Origin of the sequence: Piscinibacter gummiphilus (assembly GCF_032681285.1) — a bacterium.
GTDB classification, from domain to species: domain Bacteria; phylum Pseudomonadota; class Gammaproteobacteria; order Burkholderiales; family Burkholderiaceae_C; genus Rhizobacter; species Rhizobacter gummiphilus_A.
This window is the reverse complement of record NZ_CP136338.1, coordinates 24,401-44,899: the sequence shown is the minus strand read 5'-3', so window position 1 is coordinate 44,899 and position 20,499 is coordinate 24,401. Positions and strand designations below refer to the sequence as shown.

General features: G+C 61.5%; 15 protein-coding genes and 2 pseudogenes. 11 read left to right on the top strand and 6 right to left on the bottom strand.

The genetic code is table 11. The features are described from left to right. The first annotated feature begins 221 nt into the window (after nucleotides 1-221). Nucleotides 222-578, top strand: a complete 357-nt coding sequence (locus RXV79_RS27780) for a hypothetical protein (RefSeq protein WP_316704695.1) — start codon at nucleotides 222-224, stop codon at nucleotides 576-578. Between the two features lie 77 nt (nucleotides 579-655). Here the strand turns inward: RXV79_RS27780 and RXV79_RS27775 are convergent, their stop codons facing one another. From RXV79_RS27775 to RXV79_RS27765, 3 genes are all read right to left on the bottom strand, one after another. Further along, the gene (locus RXV79_RS27775; RefSeq protein ID WP_316704693.1) at nucleotides 656-1,666 is read right to left on the bottom strand and encodes a ParB/RepB/Spo0J family partition protein; all 1,011 of its coding nucleotides are present in this window, start codon (nucleotides 1,664-1,666) and stop codon (nucleotides 656-658) included. Then, the gene (locus tag RXV79_RS27770; protein ID WP_316704691.1) at nucleotides 1,663-2,757 is read right to left on the bottom strand and encodes a ParA family protein; all 1,095 of its coding nucleotides are present in this window, start codon (nucleotides 2,755-2,757) and stop codon (nucleotides 1,663-1,665) included. The genes RXV79_RS27775 and RXV79_RS27770 overlap by 4 nt, the downstream gene beginning before the upstream one ends. Nucleotides 2,758-2,931: 174 nt before the next feature. Further along, nucleotides 2,932-4,221: a replication initiation protein gene (locus RXV79_RS27765; protein WP_316704688.1), complete on the bottom strand. Its 1,290-nt coding sequence runs from the start codon at nucleotides 4,219-4,221 to the stop codon at nucleotides 2,932-2,934. 825 nt (nucleotides 4,222-5,046) lie between these two features. Here RXV79_RS27765 and RXV79_RS27760 point away from each other — a divergent pair. The 3 genes from RXV79_RS27760 to RXV79_RS27750 are packed head-to-tail and all read left to right on the top strand — an operon-like array spanning nucleotide 5,047 to nucleotide 7,565. Further along, complete coding sequence (locus RXV79_RS27760; RefSeq protein WP_316704687.1) at nucleotides 5,047-6,102, top strand: tyrosine-type recombinase/integrase; 1,056 nt, start codon at nucleotides 5,047-5,049, stop codon at nucleotides 6,100-6,102. Between the two features lie 31 nt (nucleotides 6,103-6,133). Beyond that, nucleotides 6,134-6,394 (top strand): hypothetical protein, encoded by a 261-nt coding sequence (locus RXV79_RS27755; RefSeq protein ID WP_316704685.1) that lies wholly within the window; start codon nucleotides 6,134-6,136, stop codon nucleotides 6,392-6,394. A gap of 34 nt (nucleotides 6,395-6,428) precedes the next feature. After that, nucleotides 6,429-7,565, top strand: a complete 1,137-nt coding sequence (locus RXV79_RS27750; RefSeq protein WP_316704683.1) for a PDDEXK nuclease domain-containing protein — start codon at nucleotides 6,429-6,431, stop codon at nucleotides 7,563-7,565. Between the two features lie 9 nt (nucleotides 7,566-7,574). On the opposite strand, the pseudogene RXV79_RS27745 reads toward RXV79_RS27750, so the two are convergent. Both RXV79_RS27745 and RXV79_RS27740 read right to left on the bottom strand, forming a co-directional pair. Further along, nucleotides 7,575-8,156: pseudogene (locus RXV79_RS27745) on the bottom strand (DNA primase small subunit domain-containing protein); the annotation flags it as partial. A 143-nt stretch (nucleotides 8,157-8,299) separates the two neighbouring features. Beyond that, nucleotides 8,300-11,215, bottom strand: coding sequence for a Tn3-like element IS1071 family transposase (locus RXV79_RS27740; RefSeq protein ID WP_003049965.1), 2,916 nt, complete (start codon nucleotides 11,213-11,215; stop codon nucleotides 8,300-8,302). Nucleotides 11,216-11,362: 147 nt separating this feature from the next. Between RXV79_RS27740 and RXV79_RS27735 the strand changes: the two are divergent. From RXV79_RS27735 to RXV79_RS27725, 3 genes and pseudogenes are all read left to right on the top strand, one after another. After that, nucleotides 11,363-11,623: pseudogene (locus RXV79_RS27735) on the top strand (aldehyde dehydrogenase family protein); the annotation flags it as partial. A gap of 174 nt (nucleotides 11,624-11,797) precedes the next feature. After that, entirely contained in the window at nucleotides 11,798-12,697 is a 900-nt protein-coding gene (locus RXV79_RS27730; protein ID WP_273424562.1) for a transporter, read from the top strand. Between the two features lie 330 nt (nucleotides 12,698-13,027). Next, on the top strand, nucleotides 13,028-13,918 hold the full coding sequence (locus RXV79_RS27725) for an AraC family transcriptional regulator (RefSeq protein ID WP_316704681.1): 891 nt from the start codon (nucleotides 13,028-13,030) through the stop codon (nucleotides 13,916-13,918). Nucleotides 13,919-13,935: 17 nt separating this feature from the next. Here RXV79_RS27725 and RXV79_RS27720 read toward each other — a convergent pair whose 3' ends face one another. Beyond that, a complete protein-coding gene (locus RXV79_RS27720) occupies nucleotides 13,936-14,829 on the bottom strand; it encodes a LysR family transcriptional regulator (RefSeq protein ID WP_273424560.1) in 894 nt (297 codons plus the stop codon). 130 nt (nucleotides 14,830-14,959) lie between these two features. Between RXV79_RS27720 and RXV79_RS27715 the strand changes: the two genes are divergently transcribed. The 4 genes from RXV79_RS27715 to RXV79_RS27700 are packed head-to-tail and all read left to right on the top strand — an operon-like array spanning nucleotide 14,960 to nucleotide 20,454. Then, nucleotides 14,960-16,120 carry an acyl-CoA dehydrogenase family protein gene (locus RXV79_RS27715; protein ID WP_316704678.1) on the top strand — a complete coding sequence of 387 codons (1,161 nt, stop codon included), beginning with the start codon at nucleotides 14,960-14,962 and terminating at the stop codon, nucleotides 16,118-16,120. A 38-nt stretch (nucleotides 16,121-16,158) separates the two neighbouring features. Further along, the gene (locus RXV79_RS27710) at nucleotides 16,159-17,148 is read left to right on the top strand and encodes a Bug family tripartite tricarboxylate transporter substrate binding protein (protein WP_316704675.1); all 990 of its coding nucleotides are present in this window, start codon (nucleotides 16,159-16,161) and stop codon (nucleotides 17,146-17,148) included. Nucleotides 17,149-17,152: 4 nt separating this feature from the next. Beyond that, nucleotides 17,153-18,373, top strand: a complete 1,221-nt coding sequence (locus RXV79_RS27705) for a CaiB/BaiF CoA transferase family protein (RefSeq protein ID WP_316704730.1) — start codon at nucleotides 17,153-17,155, stop codon at nucleotides 18,371-18,373. A 17-nt stretch (nucleotides 18,374-18,390) separates the two neighbouring features. Beyond that, entirely contained in the window at nucleotides 18,391-20,454 is a 2,064-nt protein-coding gene (locus RXV79_RS27700) for a 3-hydroxyacyl-CoA dehydrogenase NAD-binding domain-containing protein (protein WP_316704673.1), read from the top strand. Nucleotides 20,455-20,499: the final 45 nt, after the last annotated feature.

Genomic DNA, 20,499 nt, shown 5'->3' with positions numbered 1-20,499 from the left:
CCAGCCTTTCCGCGCTAGGACCAGGTCAAACGCCCGTCCCGGCCGTCCAGCTCAGCCCGACGGCACCGATCGACCAGTCGCTTTCGCCCATCGCCGCCTGACCGATTGCGTCGGCCCCCCGGGGATAGAGTTGGCCTCTGCAGTTGTGGCGCGGAGGTGCGCGTGAGACTGCCATCCAAAGCGGAGGCGCAATGCCCTGTTATTCGGCTTGGAATGAAAACTTGGAGCCCGGCTCGGCGGAGTACGCTAAGGCCGAGACCGAAGTGCGCGCAAAGCTTCAGTCCATCAAGCACATCGTGGACTACTACTATGGGGTGAACGGCGCGGAGAAGCCGCATCTGCCAATCGACACGATCATCGACGCGCTCAGGCAGCCCAGGTCTGCAAAAGAGATGGCAATCCGCGAGGCGATTTGCTTTCACCTGTCATGCGATCAGGTTGGCGTATCAACCCTCTATGACGCATGCAGCCTGCTGGACGACAAGAACTCCGGCGACCGTCCCTACCTGGCGGTGATCCTTCCTTGCGCCTCCCTGCTTCGCCAGCACTCAGAGCGATTCAAAACGGTTTACAGCTGATTGACCGCCACAAAGCAAAACGAGCGGCCTATGGCCGCTCGCAGAATGGTAAGTGCTTGATTTAAAAGGGATTCAAACTATGAATCGCCCTTCGACTCCTGCGCGAGCTCCTTCAGGAGGACCGCGATCCGCTTCTCGGCTTCGGCCCGATCAATTTCTGCCTTGAAGTCGATCCTCAGCGTCGATCCGCGCGAGACGTACTGGCAAAACTCGACCCGCCCAGCTTTGATCTTCACTGGCGCCGACGTGGTACCCCGGGGCGCGGGGGTGGTCGGCTTGCGTGCCGCGTGGCTGACCGCCTCCTTCTGCGTGAGCTTGCCTGACAGCAGCAGCTCCACGGCTTCGACTACGCGTTCCGCCGCCCCGTCGCGGGCGAGCTTTGCGAGCTCTGCCGCACAGTTCATGCCGATGGAGGTGGGTCGGTCCTCTATGAGCTCTCGGGCGCGCTCCGGCAGTGACTCGAAGGCGAACAACATGGAGACGGTGGATTCCGGTACACCGGCCTCCTTCGCCAGTTCCTTCTGCGTCGCACCGCTCTTTTCTTTCTCGCGCTTGAAGCCCAGGTACTTCTCAAAGTCGGGAAGTGAGGGTTGCAGCAGGTTCGCGTAGAACGCAGTCCTGTCGAGGATCTGCTCCTCGATGTCCACCACAACCACCGGGATGGTGTGTCGGCCGAGCGCCCGGAAGGCATCCACCCGGTTGTGCCCCGAGACTATCTCGAAGCGCCCGTTGGACAAGCGCTTCACGGCAACCGGATGCACCAGCGGGTTGTTGCGCAGGTTCTCCTTCAACTCCTCGAACTGGTCTGGGGTAAGCCGCCGCTTGCGTCCCGGCTTCTCGTCCAGCAACCCGAGCTCCACCTCAGTAGGTTGCGCGTCGACCTTGCGCCGCAGCTCCTCGTTCGCTGCTTCCGCGTTCTTCACACGCTCGTTCAGCGCATCGATGGTCGGTTGCATGAACGCTACCGCACCGACCGCAGTCACAGGCTTCCCTGCGGCTGCAGTTTTGGCGTCCGCTCCCTTCGGCGCGGCGCCCATGTGCTCCACCGCCTTTTGGCTCTTCGCCTTCAGTTCGTCGCGTAGGCTCATGCTTCAGCCACCTTCCAGATCGACGCTTGGATCGACAGATCGATCATCTCCACGAACTTGTCGAAGGCGTCCCGGATCTTGCCGTACGTGTCGGCACCCACGCCGCCGCCGTATTTGGCCAGGTCGTAGACGGTCCCAAACTTGACCGCGCTCAGCGAACCGGCCGGGCTCTTGGGAATCTCCACGGGCAGCACGTACGGACCATAGGTCTTGATGATCCAGTCCCGCACCAGGCTTGATGCCAGCTTCGAGTCGACCTTCGAAAGCAGGACCCGCATGAACGCGAAGTCCTTGTGGTATCGCCGGCCGTTGGCCAGCGCCCCGAGGGTTTCGGACAGGAGGTTCCAGAACGCGACCGACGAAGCGAAGTCAAGGGTTTCTGGAGGAACCGGCATGATGAGCCCGTCCGACGCGATCACCGCGTTGACCGCAAGGTACGACAGTGCCGGCGCGGTATCGAAGATGATCACGTCGTACTCATCGCGCAAAGGAGCGATTGCACGGTTCAGCATGTCCCACCAAGCAATTTCCGGGTCACGCGAGTGAATGGGTAGGAAGATCTCGGCGCTGAAGAGCGCCGGCGCCGCCGGGATGATGTCGAGCCCGTCCCAATAGGTCTGCTGGACGGCATAGCGCAGGTCCTTCGGGGTTTCGGCCAAGGGCGGGATGAACAGCGGAGCGGCTGTCTGCTCTTCCATCACCTCTGCTGCTGGCAGAAGTCCGGTGAGCGTCGTCGACGAGGCCTGCGGGTCGAGGTCGCAGATCAGCACTCGCCTGCCTCGCAGCGTGAGCCCCTGCGCCAGGTTGAACGCAGTGGTGGTCTTGGTCGAACCACCTTTGAAGTTGACGATGGCGATCGTGGCGCCGGGCATCCCTGCGGGGCGCGGCGGAATCTTCGACAGCTTCTTGACGTACTGGCGTGCCTCCTCCAGCGTGAAGAGCCGCCTCGAGCCATTCGCTTCGTGGCTGCCCGCGGGCAGGTCTCCGCGCTTGGCGAGGTAGGTCATCTGCTTCGGCTCGACGCCGGCGAGGCGGGCCACCTGCGCGCCCGTGAACGTCGGAGGAACCTTGCGCGGATGCGGCTCGAGCATGTCTGAGCGCACCGTGTCTAAGCTGTGATTCGCCACCTCCGCAAGTTGCAGAAGCGCGTCCAGAGAAAACCGCTGTGCGGAGGATGTGTCTAACGTCGCCGTATTCATAGGCCCATGGCAAATTCTGAGGTTCGCCGCAATTTTGCCTGCGACCTCGAAATTTGCCAATGAGCCTTACTGCTTGGCAGCGAGAATCCGTTGCGCGAAGTCGACGAGATCCTCTGGGCTGGGTTCGCCCCAAACGTCCTTCACAAGCCACCGGCGAAAGCCCGCCTCAGCCGCCCTTGAGGGCTTCTTCTTCGTGAGCTTGAGCGGCCCAATGGCTTGCTCGTTGTACCGCTCGATCAGCGCAGATTGGTCCTCGGCATCGAGCTCGCGGAAATAGCCTTCCACGTCGGACAGCTGTGCCTGTAGGTAGGCCTCTCTCAGGTCCATCTTCGGGCTCGGCTGCTGCGACGGCTCCTCCGATGGTGCATCCGCGGCCGGAGCAGCGTAGCGATGCTGGAGTGCATGTCGGAAGTAGGCCGCAGGGTTGTCGAGCTTTTCTGCTCGCTTGTCGGCCATGCGCCGCTTCGTGTAGTCCAACGCGGCTTTCACCGCGTCCAGCGGATGGTCCTTCACCATGCGCTTGGCCTCGGACTGCATCACGCCAAGGCGCACCAGCTCGCCAATAAGCTCGACCGCCCGTCCGTCGTCGACCAGTTCCTCCGCGACGAGCTTCTTCTCGATCATGAAGCGCAAGGCGGTGACCCGCTTGCCCATCTTGGCTTCGACCAAAGTGATCGTCAGGTTCGATTCGGCGTTGATCTCAGCGACGGCTGGCTTGAGCACCTTGGCCTTGAAGTACTTGTACTCCTGGTACGTCACTGCTTCGGCGGTCTCTCCCAGGACCATGTCCCGAAACTTCTCCCACTCGACTTCGGCCGTCTGGCCGATCTTCTCGTAGCGGCTGCAGAACTCCCAAATGGCCAGCGACGGGGCGCGGCGGAACCGTCTCACGACATTCATGTCGATGAGCGCATAGATTTCCGGCTTCACGATGAGCTCGCGCAGCTGGCTGCTGATCTGGTAGCGGATGTGGTCGGCGTGGATCTCGACCTCTGGGAACATCACCGAGGCCTTCCAGGGGCGCTTGTTCGTCGGCGACATGACGTCCCACTCGAACACGATGCGCATGAGCGCCTCCGCCGATTCCTTCAGGTACTGTCGGTTGTTGGAGTCGAAGCCGACGTCGATGGCCAGGTCGCGGATGCCCAACACCCACCAGCCGTGCTCATCCGGGCTGTTCTCAATCGCGTGCTTCGCCCATGCATTGCCCAGCTTTCGCTGCAGCAAGCTGAGCGGTTGCTTCGGCTTACTATGGACAATCTGGACTGCCTTGCGAAAGGCGTCCGGCGTCTCCTTGCTGGCGAACAGCGAGATCTGGCCTTCAGGTGACTGCGATGTGGTTCTTTTGCGCGCCATAGGTTACCCGTGATGGGTCAAATGGTAACCTGAGGCGCTCGGCTCGGCGAGCCCCTTGTGGTCTGAATCCGACTTCACGAGACCACAGCCCGTTGTGTCTTCTTTGCTCAGCACTTTGGATCCTTGAATACCTTTACGGGTCCAAAACGCTAGCCGCCACAACAACTTAGCTCATCTTTGGTGGCCGCCTATGGGAGCACAGGTGGCCGTCCATGGGCGTTCAGGTGTCTGGATTTGGGGGATGGGTCGCCATCCCTGGGAGCTCAGGTCGCTGGATATGGGCGGTAGGTGACCGTCTCTGGGACCCGGCCTGTGTACAACCCCTGGCGCTGCCCGCAGTCGGTCGAAGGTGACAGCTTATGGGAGCCAGGCATGGTCACCATCTGTGGGAGCCGGCTCGCTGAAGGAAGTGACGCGCTCTTCCAGCGGCCGCTACCGACGCCGATCCAATCCTCTCTGTCAGGTGGCGCCCCGCCGCTCGCCGCAGGTGACCATCTATGGGAGGCCGCATTGGTGGCCGTTTATGGGATCAGCAGGCCGGGCATGCTGCTGAATTTGCCACTTTGGCCAGCGGGACGAGATGAGGTGTCCATCCATGGGACCTGTGCCTCCCATGGGTGGTCACCTTTCAGGGCTGGATTTCCGTTGGCGCTCGTCGGGGCAAGGCGCTATGCCTCGGTCCGCCATGGTCCGGGTGCCCAACGTCTAACCGTACTAACGCCTTCGCGCTCGTCGTTCGAGGCTGGGTTTTGGCGGGGCAGAGCCCCGCGTAGTTTGGGACTAGCCGCAGGGCGTTAGTACGCTTCATGTACCATCCCGCTTCACATGTCCTACACGCCTGACTTGTTCGCAGCGCCGGAGACCGAGACTGTTCTCGGGGCTTTCCAACACGCGTTCGACGCCTGGCGCGCAGCCGCGGTGGCTGCCGACCGGCTCCAACGCGACTCCACAGTCCAGGTCTATGAAGACATGTGGGCCGCATTCACGGCATGGTGCGTGGGCCAATCGCCTCCAGTCACGCTCCACGCGCTCAACGAAGAAGACCTGGCGAACTTCCTGGCTTCCCGAGAGGCCACCAACCGGGGCTCGCTCAGTGCTCGGCATGCATGGCGGCTGTTGAGCCTTGTCGATCGGGTTTTGACCCGGTACGCGGCCGACCACGGCACCACGAAGAACGAGTCGGCGTCGGAATACATCCGGCGCAGCGACGAGATCCGGCGGGCCAACATCAGCGACCGGCCGGGCTTGGACTACCTCGACGCCGAACAGGCACGCCGGCTGGTGACCTACCTCAGCGAAGTGCGACCAGGCGCCGTCGATCGCCGTCAGCTGTCGGGCTGGCAGGAACTTCGGAACCTGACCGCCGTTGCCCTCCATCTCGGCGCCGGCGTGACGCCTGGCGAGCTTCGGGAGCTTCCGCTCGATGCGCCGGTGGTCGCGGGCGGGCGTTGGAAGGATGTGCCCTGGAAGTTGAAAGTCCCGGGCAATGGCAACCGCCCGCCTCGTGAAACTCTGGTCGCTCCCTGGGCGGGTCAGTTGCTCAGGTACTGGCTCACGGTTCGCGCGGAGGCAGGTCTCCCCGACAAGCCGAAAGCGAAGGGCAAGGGCTCGGAAGGCCCGTTCCTCTTTCCCGGTCGCAGCGGGCAGCAGTGGGGCAAGATGGCCCACTATGACGCCGTGAAGGCGGTGATGGAGGCAGCGGGCGTCGACGACCCAGGCGCCGGCTCCGGCGGGGCCTTCCGGCTGCGCCACACCTTCGCGCTGCGACAGTTGCGCAAGAAGAAGAGCGCCGAGGACGTCGCCCGCTGGATGGGCATCGCCAATCTCGAAGAGATGGAGCGGTATCGCTCGGTGCTCGACAGCTACGAGGAGGCCGTCTAGTGCCGAGCTCGCCTACCAGTGGGGCTTGTCCATGAAGGACCTCGTTGCGATCGTAACGGTCCGACGGCTGCTCCTGGAGATGGGCTATGTCTTGCAGCCGGAAGAGATCGACGCTCACGTGGGACCGTTGAGCCTTTGGGTAGCACAGTCTCGTGCCGACCTCGACGGCCTGACGCCGATGGCAGCGCTCTCCGAACCGGGCGGCGAAGAACGCGCGAGGGCATGCCTCATGCGGGTCATCGGATCCACGACCGACTCGCGTTTGATCAGTCGGTCGGCACCGGAGGCATGACTTTCGAGCCGGGCCAATTCGCTACATTGACCAGATGTCCAGCAAAGAGAACCTCCCCGACACCGCCTACGTCGCATTCCTCGCCGACCTGAAGGCGCGCATCGGCCGCGCCCGTTTGAGCGCGGCGCGGGCAGTCAATCGCGAGTTGCTCGAGCTGTACTGGGACATCGGGCTGGCCATCAAGGAAAAGCAGACCAGTCACGGCTGGGGCGAAGCCGTCGTGGAGAACGTTGCGCGGGACTTACTGGCGGCCTACCCTGGCAACACCGGCTTCTCGGCGTCGAACCTGTGGCGAATGCGCCAGGCCATCGACGTCTACACGGCGCCCGACTTTCTCGCACAGCTTGTGCGAGAAGCTGGCGCCCAGGAGGGCGTGGCGACGGACGGCTTGTCCTCACCGGAAGGACTCGCACAAGCTGTGCGAGATCTCGTCGTCGACGTCCCCTGGGGCCACCACGTCAACGTGCTGATGAAGGTCGCAGACCCTGCAGCGCGGCTGTACTACCTCAAGGGCAGCGCCCGCTTCGGCTGGAGCCGCGCCGTGCTGCTCAACCAGGTGAAAGGCCAGGCCTACGAGCGCACACGCGCCGAGGGCAAATCGCACAACTTCCCGTCCGTGCTCCCGGAGCATCTGGCCGAGCAGGCGGAAGAAGCGCTGAAGAGCAGCTACAACCTCGAGTTCCTCGGTCTTGGCCAGGCCGTGCTGGAACGCGAACTTGAGGCGCGACTCATCGAACGCCTGCGCGATTTCATCCTGGAGCTGGGCTATGGCTTCTGCTGGATCGGCCAGCAGCACCGCCTCACCCTGGGCAACAAGGAATACTTCGTCGATCTTCTCTTCTATCACCGCTTCTTGCGGTCGCTCGTCGCCGTCGAGCTGAAGGTGGGTCCCTTCGAGCCCGAGTACGCCGGGAAGATGGACTTCTACCTCAACCTGCTCAACGAAAAGGAGCGCGGCCCAGGTGACGAGCCGTCGATCGGCATCATCCTCTGCGCGGAGAAGGACAACCTCGAAGTCGAGTTCTCGCTCAAGACCAAGGCCAATCCCATCGGCGTTGCCGAGTACCGACTGCAATCGCAGCTGCCTGCGGCGCTGCAAGGAAAGCTGCCCACTCCAGAGCAGCTCGACGCCGCCGTGCGCTCGGTGCTGCCTGCCAAACGCCGGCGCTGAGCGACGCCGTTATCCGCCGAGCACCTTGCGTGCGCGGGCGAGCGGCTGCCGCGTCTTCCAGTAGTCGCCCCACGGATCGCCTGCCTGGAACGAGAGGTACTCGCGTGCGGTGGCCACCGTCCAATGCGAGCCGCTCTTGATGCGCGTTAGCTCTTCCCAGGCGATGGGCATCGACACGCCGACGCCAGGCCGCGCGCGCGCCGAGAACGCAGCCGCTGTCGTCTGCGCGTGACCGTTGCGCAGGTAGTCGATGAAGATTCGGCCGACACGGTTCGTGCTCCCGGACTTGGACACGAATCGCTGCGGGATGGTCCGCGCCATGTGTTGGACCGCCGCCTGAAAGAAGTCCTTCACCGTCTCGTAGTCGAGCCTCGGGGCGATCGGCACGACGACATGCAAGCCCTTGCCACCCGAGGTCTTGAGCCAGCTCTGCAGGCCCAGTTCGGAGAGCAGTGCGCGCATCAACTGCGCACCTTCCTGGACGTGCGACCAGGGGACACCCTCGCCGGGGTCCAGGTCGAAGATGATCCTGTCCGGCTTGTCGATGTGCCTGACCGTCGAGTTCCACGTGTGGAACTCCACCACGTTCATGGGGTCTCCTCGTTTTCAGTGCAATAAGTGACGGTACGAAAAGCTAGCACTGGCGCGGAGGTGGTGTTGGTAGATCGTTGATTTCATTGACTTTCCTGTTCACTTTCAAATCTGCGATTCGTGGCGTCAAACCGTGGTCGGTTTCATCCATTGGTGCCAGTTATCGATGCATTTGGCCGCGAAGGCAGGATTTGGTCAGCATAGCGGTCAACCGGGAAGCGAAACACACCCCGCAAGTTGATGCTCTCCAGCCTGGTGGGCGCAATCTTCCCGATCAGTTCCGGTGGAATGACCTGGCGGCGGTTCGACCAGCGATCCAGGACCGCCTGCATCTGTGAGGTATTCCACGCCATCACGATGTTGGCCATCAGGCTCAACGCATCGGCCACAGCCTGCATTTCATCGACACGTTTGGCCTGCGCCGGGCTGATCCGGCCGGTATAAATGGCGCGCTTGAGGGCGTTAACAGCCTCGCCCCGATTGAGCACCCGGCGCAACTCGTTCCTGAAAGCGTCCTTGACAAAGTAGTCAGCCAAAAACGCCGTACGCAGCAACCGCCCCAATTGCACGCCAGCCTCATAGATTGGATCGCCCTGGGCGGCAGAACCGAACCGCGCAAGAGCTGCCACCGCACTGGCATGTCCGCTCATGACCGAGGCTGCCAGGTGCACCAGACTATCCCAATGCTTTTCGATCAAAGCGACGTCGACATTGGCTTCGCACACCGCAGCGATTTCTGCGGGCACTTTGGTGCCGCGTGGCACAAAGAGGTGGCGCTGTTTGAGTTCCTTCAACCGCGGGCAAAGATCAAAACCAAGCAAACGGGCATGTGACATGGCAAAGTCGGTGTAGCCATGGGTATCCACAGCAAGCTGGCTGGTCTCCAGCTTTTCTTGGCGGATGACACCTTCAATGGCCACGCCCGCCTGGCGCTCATTGAGCACAAAGGGCTGCGCATGGAAGATGCCCCACCGGTCTTTTACATGGGAGTAGATTCCAATGGAAGGTGTGTTGCGCCGAGGATCAAGCCGGGCTTGCCACACCCGTTTGGTGGTCTCCATGCTCATCATGTCAGAAGATGCCAAATCGGACCGCCCCCAGGTGGCGGCAATCGGGTGTCGCTGCATGAATTCCAGCACAGCCTGGCAGGCCTGGCTCAGACGCCGTTCGTCCCGCGCCCAGCGCATGGCCTGGCGAATGCTGGTGGCAGACAATTGCGGAATCATGCGCGCGCATTCGACCGCAGTCAGACTGGTGCCGTGGGCCATGATGCCGGCATAGACCATCAGCAGCTCGTCGGTAGAGCGCGGCTCACGTCCGAGCATGATCCAGCTAAAGCGCACCTGGGCGTCAACGGCCAGAATCACTTCCGGCAATTGAACCTCACCGATGCGGTGATCCAAAGCCGCGCGCAGCTTGGTCACTTCTGGGTCTTCGTCCTCTGCGGGCAATGGCGACAAATGGAGTTCATCATCCACGCGCAGTACGCCACTGCGGGCTGCAGCGGCCACCGCATCGACACCGGCAGTTACTCTGGCCAGCAAAGGCTTCAAGAAAGTGGCAGCCTTGCTGGGTAACGATAGACGGGCATAGTGTTTCTTGGACTCTGCCTGCCAACGCTCGTCCGTGAAGAACAAGCGCGCACGACCCCGAAAGCTCAGGCTGTGCTCAATCCAGACCGAGCCATTGCGCACCGCGCGGCGCAGGGCAAACAGGGTGGCCACCTCCAACGCCTGAAACGCCCGTTCCCGGTCTGGGCTGGAGATCGAAACCTGCCAGATCATTCCCAGACTTGGTGCCACCACTTCAACTGGCAGCTTTCTGGATCCTTTGAGATATAAAGCTTGCAGCTTGGCAAGGTACTCGATGGCAGGATGCTCGCCGGTGGCCTGCCAGGGCAGCTTTGCAATGGCGACGAGCAACGACCGCACGGGGCGAATTCCATCAATCAATCCCTCGCGGACCAGGGAGGCCCTGCTCGGTGGTTTGCGTTTCTGGGTTTCGGTGATCAAGGCTTCAAGACGGGCACGCAACTCAGCATCTGGCACCGCACCTTGCGCGCTCAAGGCAACAAGTTCGCCGAGCAGCGTTTTGTACATTGCGGCCCAATTGACGGTAGCGGGGACATCGGCGGCAGCCTGACGCCACAGATCGGCGATCCGGCGCTGCACCATAAGGATCAACTGGTCTGTGGTGGTGAACAGGCAATACCGAAGAAAGCATGCGACCTCCACGGTGCGCGCTGGCTCTTTGATCTTGGCTCCGGCTGAGGGCGGCCTGGAGACAAGTCGGCGCGCGTAGCGGCGCAAGATGAGATCGGGGATGTCTGCCAGGTGCTTATGAACGTCCAGCGTGTAAAGCAGGTCGATGCGCTCCAGTACCTCGCTGATTTGGCGGGTTGAGTGTTTCGCCGGTGCAGCCCATAGCCAACTCTGCTGGGTTTGTCCATCTGGGCGCAGCTCTGAAACTGAGGCTCGCCAGCGATCAAGTGTTGCTGGATCAACGCTGGCGGCGATGGCGGTGCCTGTTTCAACTTCAAGCTGGGCAAGTGCCGCCGCAATCAGTGTCCGAATTGCCCGCTCGTGCACGATCACCAGCTTGTTCTTGTACAGCCATTGACGCGCCCGCACGAGTAGCTGATCGCGGTCGGCGCAGCGCGCCACTTCGTCGCGCAGTTCACGTACCAGTGAGCGGCGCTGGTGCTCGCTCATCCACTGGAATCCAAGGACCGTGCAGGCTACTTGTTGGTGATCGAATAGCGTGCGCCCGCGTTCATACATGGCTCTCAGCGAGGCGACTTCTGGTGCTGCAATGCCAAGCTCGTTGCCAAGGTGGCGCCACAAGGCTACTGGAATTACCCGAAAGGCACCGAGCAAACGCCCACTCATGCGCAGGAAACCAATATGGAGCGCCAGACCAAGCTTGTGGGAATCACCTCGGCGTGCATTGATTGCGTCGCGCTCGGCACCATCGAAGGTGAAAAATGCCTTCATCTCGAAGTCGCTGATATCGCGGGGGAGCCCACGCATCCCCAAAAACGTTGTGTGCCAACCCTGCATCGTGAACCTCAAAAGTGGGAGGCCACCATACCCGTTTACAAAGCGAACAGGAAAGTCAATGAAATCAACGGTCTACCCAGACCACCCCCGCGCCAGTGCTAGCTTTGCGTACCGTCACTTATTGCACTGAAAACGAGGAGACCCCGCTTCGGTAACTTGGAGGATGCGTTGCAGCGCGCCAACCGACTGCCCTTTGGCTTGGCTTCCTATGCCTTCACCAGGTCAGCCAAAAACGCGCATGCCATCTCTCGTGGACTGGAGGCCGGCATGGTGTCGATCAACCACATCGGATTGGCGCTGGCCGAGACACCGTTTGGGGGTCTCAAGGAGAGCGGCTACGGCAGCGAAGGCGGTAGCGAAACGTTCGATGGCTACCTGACCACCAAGTTCATATCCCAACTCAACTGACGTTCTCGATAACTGCGGCTACTGAACCCAGCCGCTTGGTTCGTTGAGTACGTGAACGAAAAAGGAGAAACATCGACACCCGATGAGTTCATATCTTGGCCCATGACTGTGCCGAACGCTCTTGGTCCAACGTGTCCTCGAGTATGTGATTCAAATAAATTTCCAGGAGACAAGATGAATATTCAGTGCTTCCGTAGCTTGGCCGGGCTGCGTTCTGTGTTTGCGATGATTCTTACTGCATCCGTGATGAGCTCGGTCCATGCCATCGACACCGATCCAGGGGATTGGACCGCCCCGCCACCAGGCACCAACCTGTTTCTGCTCTATGCGCAGCACGCCAACAGGAACGCCCTCTACACCAACGGGCAACAAACCCTCAACGCAAAACTTGGCTCGGACGTGGCGATTCTTCGGTATGTTCGCCCAGTCGATGTCTCGGGCCAGATCGTTGCACCGCAGGTGTTGCTGCCTTGGGCGCGTTTGCGCACAGGTGGCGTGGTCGCAGGGCTTGGCAATGCGTCGAGTACCGGTGACTTGATCTTGGCCAGCCCGATCTGGTTTGCCAAGGCGGGCACGGCGTCGCGGAACTCTTTCTCGTTTGCTCCCTACCTGGTCCTGCCAACCGGTGATTACAACAAGGGGCAGACACTTAACATTGGTGAGAACCGATGGAAAGCCATTTTCCAGTTCGGTGGCACGTACCAACTGAGCAAACAGATTGATGCAGAAGGGGCTATCGACGCAACCCTGTTCGGGAAGAACAAGGATTTTGGGGCCTCGGGTACGGACACGCTTCAACAAAAACCGCTCTACCAACTGCAGGGTTCGCTGAACTGGCATCAAAGCCCGGGTACCTTGTTTGCAGTGGGCCTGTCACACACCTTTGGCGGCGTTCAGAAGGTAAACGGCGTGTCCTTGAACAACGAGATGGCCACCACCAAAATGTCCCTGACAGCATCGACTTTTGTCAGTCCCTCCCTACAAGTGTTAGTGTCTGTCGGTCGCGATTTGAAGGTCGACAACGGATTCAAGGAATCCAGTCGTCTGAACGTCAGGATGCTCAAGGTATTTTGATTCGGTGGCCTACAACCGGTCATCGGTCCGGTAGGACCGATGACCAAAGGTTGTCAGAACACCATTGGCGCATGCGTGGCAAAGCACCTTTCCAGTTACTCGCATTGCGAGCAGCAGGTGCGTGTTTCTTCCCTGCCATCGCATCGCTCGGCGCTTAACGCTTCCGTCTGGGCAAACCCTATGAACGCCGTTGCTGGGAAGTTGTAAATTGATTGGTTATTGATCCGAAACTTGAAATCTTTGCTGATTTCGGAGGGTCTTCCCTCTGGGTGTGAGTCTCTGATCTTCAAGAATTTAGGTTTCTCTTCAATAGTTTTCGGAGCTTGTTTCATGAACGCCTTGATCACGCCCGACGAAGTGCCGCGCTGGATCCCCGGCCGACTCACTCTGGATAGCACGCCCCTGGGGTGGGAAGAAACCGTTCTGAAGGGCTACCGCTACGACAGTCTCGATGTCGAAATACCCACGATGCGGGATTTCATGATCGTCGTCTATCGGGGTGGTGTGGCAGAAATGAGCCGGCGAAGCGGTGGTTCATGGCAGTCGGCAAGGGTCGAACCGGGCGTCGTTTCCATCTTGACCCGCGCAGAACAGTCTCGGTGGCGATGGGACAAGGCGATCGATGTGTCCCACCTATACCTTTCCCAAAGCGCCGTCGCGCGTGTTGCTGGTGAAGTCTTCGACAAAGACATCAGGGATGTGGAGATGCGGGACATGATCCGGGCCGAAGATCCGGTTTTGCCTGCCTTGACCACCTTGTTTGAGAACGAACTCAACTGCGGCATGTTGGGCGGCCAACTCTATGTGGACGCCTTGAAGGCTCAACTGTGCATTCACATGCTGCGCCAATACACCAAGGTTGTTTTTCGGGAATACCGCTCCTATGGCCGGCTGTCTCAGGCCCAGTGTCGGCTGGTGGTGCAGTACATAGAAGAACACCTTGACCAGAACATTTCACTGCAGGATCTGGCAGGACTGGCCCAGCTGAGCGTCTTCGCTTTCATACGTAAGTTTCGTGCCGAGTTTCAGTGTGCTCCACACGCCTATGTACTGGATCAACGAGTCAAACACGCTCAGCGACAACTGGCGCGTCCGGACGTTCCGCTCAAGGTGGTGGCCGCCAACTGCGGGTTCTCAGATCAGAGCCATATGACACGCGTTTTTCGACGGGTTCTGAATGTAACCCCTGCCGAGTTCAGGCGGTCTTGCGCCAGCCCTTGAGGCGCTTGGGCCCAGCATCACGACCAGCGGGAAGCCTTGTCGACGATGAAGTCGATAAACGTTCGCACGGCCTGAGTTTGGTACCGCCCCGGCATCCGCAGCAGGAAAAGCCGGGTGCCAAAAATGCTGAGGCGCCAGGAGTCGAGTGCGGTGACTACGCGCCCCATCTTCACGTCTTCCTGAACGACGTAACTGGGGACCAGGCCGATACCCAGTCCCGATAGAATGGCCTCGCGCAGGAACTGAAAGTTCTCCGACGCCAGCGTCGGGCTCAGCGTGACTTCCTGGCGCGCCTCATCTTTGTATGCCGACAGCCGCAGTTCCCGTCCGACCACCGACGATGTGATCAGTGGCACCTTCCGAAGGGCTTCCAAGTCCTCTGGCAAACCTTTTGTCCGGGCAAAGGCATCAGAGGCACATGCCACGTAGCGCACCTGTGCAAGTTCCCGCGCCACCAAGGCTTCTGGCGGGTCGGACATCACCCGGATGGCGACATCGACTTCGTCGCGCAGCAGGTCGTCCACACGGTTTTCAAACAGCAGTTCCAGACTGATCTCAGGGTACTGGCGTTTGAACTCCAGCAGCCAGCCGGTCATGACCAGTTGCCCGAAACCGGTGGGCACACTGACCCGGACCGCGCCGTGCAGACCGCGTCCCAGCGTGTCGATGGCTTCCTGGGCGGCGGTCAGTTCGTCGCGGATGGCGCGCCCGTGCCGGTAGAGCGTCTGGCCGATTTCGGTCGGTTCGATGCGCCGTGTGGTCCGGCGCACCAGTTGCACACCCACCGACTTCTCCAGTTGCTGCAGGTGGTAGCTGACGTTGGCGCGGCTGACTTTGAGCTTGCGCGCGGCACTGCTCAGGTTGCCAGCATCAAGGATGTCTACCAACAGCACAAGTCCGGTCAGGTCCATGGATCAACTGTCAAACGAATTTTGACACAGTGTTAAACATCGAACGGATTGTCAAGTCAATGTGCGAACAACACAATCCCCCGCACCCCTCAATGCCCGGTCTCGGGCACCACTTCTGACTTCAAACCTCATGGCACTCGACACAGAAACCTTTTCTTTGCTCAAGGACAGCGTGCAACGCTTCATTCGTGAGCGTCTGGTCCCCGCCGAAAACAGCGTGGAAGAGCACGATGACGTCCCCTCGGACATCGTCGACGACATGAAAGAGCTGGGCCTGTTTGGCCTGTCGATTCCGGAGGAGTTCGGCGGCATCGGCCTGTCGATGGTGCAGGAATGCGAAGTGGCCTTTGAGCTGGGGCAGACAGCCTTGGCCTTCCGCTCGGTGGTGGGCACCAACATCGGCATCGGTTCACAGGGCATCCTGATGGACGGCACGGCTGAACAGAAGGCCGAATACCTGCCCCGTATCGCCAGCGGCGAGCTGATCATTTCTTTCGCGCTTACCGAGCCCAACGCTGGGTCGGACGCTGCGGCCCTGCAGACCCGCGGTGTGCGCGAAGGCGACGACTACCTGCTCAGTGGCAGCAAGCGTTACATCACCAACGCGCCACGCGCCGGTGCTTTCACGCTGATGGCGCGCACCGACGGACCGGGCGCCGGCGGCATCTCGGCCTTCATCGTCCCGTCGGACCTGCCCGGCATCACCCTGGGCAAGCCGGACAAGAAGATGGGCCAGCGCGGCACGAAGACCTGTGACGTGAACCTGGACAACGTGCGGGTGCCGGCAGTCAACATCATCGGCGGCGTACCTGGCAAGGGTTTCAAAACGGCCATGAAGGTGCTGGACCGCGGGCGCCTGCACGTGTCGGCCCTGGCCTGCGGCATGGCACAACGCATCCTCAACGAATCGGTGGCCTATGCCCAGGAGCGCAAGCAGTTCGGCCAGCGCATCGGGGATTTCCAGCTGGTGCAGGCCATGCTGGCGGACAGCCAGGCTGAACTGCTGGCGGGGTGGTCCATGGTGAAGGCCGTGGCACGGCGCTACGACGCCAAGCCCTTTGGCGTAAACGATCCCGAGGTGAGCATGCAGGCCTCGTGTACCAAGCTTTTCACGACCGAGATGGTCGGCCGTGTGGCAGACCGCGGCGTGCAGATCCACGGTGGCGCAGGCTACATCAACGAGTACAAGGTCGAGCGCTTCTACCGCGACGTGCGCCTACTGCGCCTGTACGAAGGCACGACACAGATCCAGCAGCTGATCATCGGCAAGCAGCTGATGCGGCGGGACTGATAGGCATTCCTTCTTTCTTTCAACTACCGGAGACACGCATGTCCAGACTGATCAAATCACACATGAGCCGTCGTCAGATTTTGTCTATGACAGCCATAACCATCGTGCTGCCGACTTGGGCCCAGTCTGGGTATCCGAGCAAGCCCATCACGATTTTGGTTCCCTTTCCAGCCGGCGGAACCACCGACATCCTCGGTCGCCTGGTAGGGCGTCATCTGGCCTCTCGTCTGGGTGGAACGGTGGTGGTAGAAAACAAACCCGGTGCCGGAGGCTCCGTCGGTTCGGCAATGGTTGCCAAGGCTGCAGGCGATGGCTACACGCTGTTGTTGGGCACGATCGGTACGCATTCCATCAACCAGTACCTGTACAAGAAGCTTGCCTACGATCCCTTCAAGGACTTCGCACCAATCAGTTTGATCGCAATGGTGCCGAACGTGTTGGTAGTCAATTCGTCGTCGCAGATCAAGACGGTCAAGGATCTGATCGCGGCGGCAAAGGCCGATCCTGGCAAGTTGACATATGCGTCGGCTGGCAACGGAACATCGATTCACTTGTGCGGAGCCATGTTTGAGCAAATGGCTCAGGTCTCTATGTCGCACGTACCCTACCGCGGAAGTGCGCCGGCGATCACTGATTTGATCGGCGGCCAGACCACCTGCATGTTTGACAATTTGCCGTCGGCCATGCCTCACATCAAATCCGGTGCACTGCGTGCGGTCGCTGTGACCACGGCCAAACGCTCCGCTGCGTTACCAGAGGTGCCCACGATCGCTGAATCGGGTGTCGCGGGATACGACGCCAGTTCATGGTTTGGCATGTGGGCCCCCGCTTCTGTGCCTGCTAGCTTGGTTGGCCGGCTCAACGAAGAAATTCGACAGATTCTGGTGCAGGCCGAAGTAAGACAAACACTCAAGGAGCAAGGCGCAGAGGCCGCTCCTGACAGTCCGGCGCAGTTTGCGGCCTATATCCAAGCCGAGGCCAACAAGTGGTCAAAGGTTGTTCAAACCGCCAATGTGCAGCTGGATTGATCGTATGGGAGCCCTTAGCCATATTCGAGTGCTGGATCTGACACGGGTTCTTGCTGGTCCTTGGTGCACGCAGACACTGGCCGACCTGGGAGCGGACGTGATCAAGATCGAACGCCCGGGCCAGGGCGACGACACGCGGCAGTGGGGGCCACCCTACGCACATGATGCCGCAGGGCAGGACACGACCGAAGCAGCCTACTACTTGGCGGTGAACCGGAACAAACGGTCCGTCACGCTAGACATCTCAACTCCCGAGGGCCAGGACTTGGTCCGTCGCCTGGTGGCGCAATGCGACGTGTTGGTCGAGAACTTCAAGGTCGGGGACATGCAGCGCTACGGGCTCGACTACGAGAGTCTGCGCAGAGAACAGCCCAGTCTCATCTATTGCTCGATCACCGGCTTCGGTCAGACTGGCCCGTACGCGCCGCGCGCTGGCTACGACTTCATCGTACAAGGCATGGGCGGGTTCATGAGCGTTACCGGCGAGCGGGATGGTCAACCAGGCGCGTCCCCCCAGAAAGCCGGCGTCGCTATCGCCGACCTGTTCACAGGTGCGCATGCCACCATTGCCATACTGGCTGCGTTGAATCACAGGGAGCGCACAGGCGAAGGGCAGTACCTGGACATTTGCTTGCTGGACACGCAGGTTGCCATGATGGCCAATATGGCCACGAACTACCTGGCCACAGGCAAACCTCCGGCACGCTGGGGTAATGCACACCCCAACATCGTTCCTTACCAGGTGTTCAAGGTGGCCGATGGTTGGGTCATCGTCGCTTGTGGAAACGACGGGCAGTTCCGAAAGCTCACCCAGGCTGCCGGCCAACCCGAACTGGCCGACGATCCGCGCTTTGCCACCAACCCTGCCCGCGTGCGGCATCGCGACCAGTTGGTACCGCTGCTGGAATCGCTGATGCTCCTGCAACCGCGCGATACATGGATCCGGCTGTTGGAAGAGGTCGGTGTGCCTTGCGGCCCCATCAATGACATGGCCGATGTGTTCCAGGACCCTCAGGTGCTGGCCCGTGAAATGCGCCAGGACCTGCCCCATCCCACCGCGGGCCAGGTGAGCGTGCCGGGCAGCGCGCTCAAGCTGTCGTCGACGCCCGTGACCTACCGCAGCGCACCGCCGCTGCTTGGCCAGCACACGCAGGAAGTGCTCCAGTCCCTGGTGACTCTCTCCGATGGCGAGCTGGACGCACTCAAAACCCGTCACATCATCTGATATCCGGTACTGCCCACATGACCCCGTCTTCTTCTATTGCCTCACGTGTGGCATGCATCGAACTCAACGCACCGCCCGTCAACAGCCTGGGCATCGCGCTGCGCCGACATATCGTCGATTCGGTGCGCGCCGCCGATGCCGATCCGCAGGTGGCGGCTATCGTGCTCATCGGCACCGAAAAAGCCTTTTCGGCTGGCGCTGACGTGTCCGAGTTCGGCACGCCACTGCAGTTTGAAACGCCCATGCTGCGCGACGTCATCGCGGCACTCGAAAGCTGCTCAAAGCCGGTGGTGGCCGCCATCTCCGGCGTCGCGCTCGGCGGTGGGCTGGAACTGGCCCTGGGCTGCCATGCACGGGTGGCCCTGGCTTCGGCCCGGCTCGGTACGCCGGAGATCCAGCTGGGCCTGATTCCTGGCTCCGGCGCCACCCAGAAACTGCCGCGCCTGGTGGGGGCGGAGCGGGCGCTGGCAATGATGCTCACGGGCCAGCCCCTGACCGCCGACGAGCTCACGGCTTCAGGGTTGCTGGACCGTGTGGTGCCGCAAGACCTGTGGGCCGCTGCGTCGGCCCTGGCCCTGGAATTGGCGCAGGCTGATTTCCCCCTGTCGCGGGCACGTGACCGCAGCGTCAATGCGGATGCTGCCCGGGCAGCAGTTAGCGAGGCTTTGGCCCGGTTCAACGCCCGCCAGCGCGCGCAGCCCGCCTACCAGGCCTTGCTGGACGCGGTACAGGCGAGCGCTCTGCCGTTCGACGCCGGCATGCAGCGCGAACGCGAGCTGTTCCTGGCGCTGATGCAGAGCCCCGAAGCGGCTGCCTTGCGCTACCAGTTCCGGGTCCAGCGCGAGTCCGGCAAGCTGCCGCCCAGTCTGTCTGCCGAGTCGCGCGACTTCGATCGGGTCGCCGTCATCGGCGCCGGTACCATGGGCTCGGGCATCGCCATCGCCGCGCTGGAGGCGGGCCTGCAGGTCTGCCTGCTGGAGCAGTCGGGCGAGGCGCTGGCGCGTGGTTCCGCACGTATCTCCGAGCACTTCGTTGCGCGTGTGAAAGCCGGCAAAGTCGATGCTGCAAAGGCCGAAAGCCTGCAAGGCCGGCTGACGGCCACGCTGGACTGGTCGGCGCTGCAGTCGGTCGACGTGGTGATCGAAGCCGTGTTTGAGGACCTGGCAGTCAAGCAGTCGGTGTTTCGCCAGATCGACGCACACGCGCGGGCGGACGCGGTGCTGGCCACCAACACCTCCTACCTGGACATCGACGCGATCGCATCGGTCACGTCCCGGCCGCAGGACGTGCTGGGCCTGCACTTCTTCAGCCCGGCCAACGTCATGAAGCTACTGGAGGTGGTGCAAGGGCGCGACAGCGCACCCGACGTGATCGCCACCGGCATGGCCCTGGGCCGCGAGCTCAAGAAAACGCCCATCCTGTGCGGCAACGCCTTTGGCTTCATCGGCAATCGTATCTACAACGCCTACCGCAAGCAGTGCGAGTTCATGTTGGAAGACGGGGCCTGGCCCGAGGACGTGGATCGTGCACTGACCGATTTCGGCTTCGCCATGGGGCCGTTCGCCGTGGCCGATCTCTCGGGCCTGGACATCGCTTGGCGCATGCGGCAGGCCGGCGCCGCCACCCGTGACCCGCGGGAGCGTTATGTGCACATCCTCGACCGCCTGTGCGAGATGGGCCGCATGGGACGCAAGACCCAGGCGGGCTACTACACCTACACCGACGGCAAGGCCAGCCCCGCCACCGACGAGGTGGTGCGTGGCGTCATCGCGCAGGCCTCGGCCGCGCGCGGCATCGAGCGCTCGCCACTGTCGGCCGAGACGATCCAGCGCCGAGCCCTGCTGGCCATGGTGAACGAAGCCGCGCTGCTGTTCAGCGAAGGGGTGGCGCACCGCGCAGGCGACATCGACGTCGTCTTGGTCAACGGCTACGGCTTCCCGTCCTGGGTGGGAGGCCCCGTGCACTGGGCCCGTACCCAGCCACGGGATCTGCTGGAGCAGGAGCTGGATCGGCTCGTTGCGGCCAACGGCTTTGGCGCTGTACGCGCTACGCCGGCCATGCTGGACCACCTGCTCGGCTGAGCCGCGCACCTCTCTTTTGTCCCTGTATTTCTCTTTTTTTGTTTC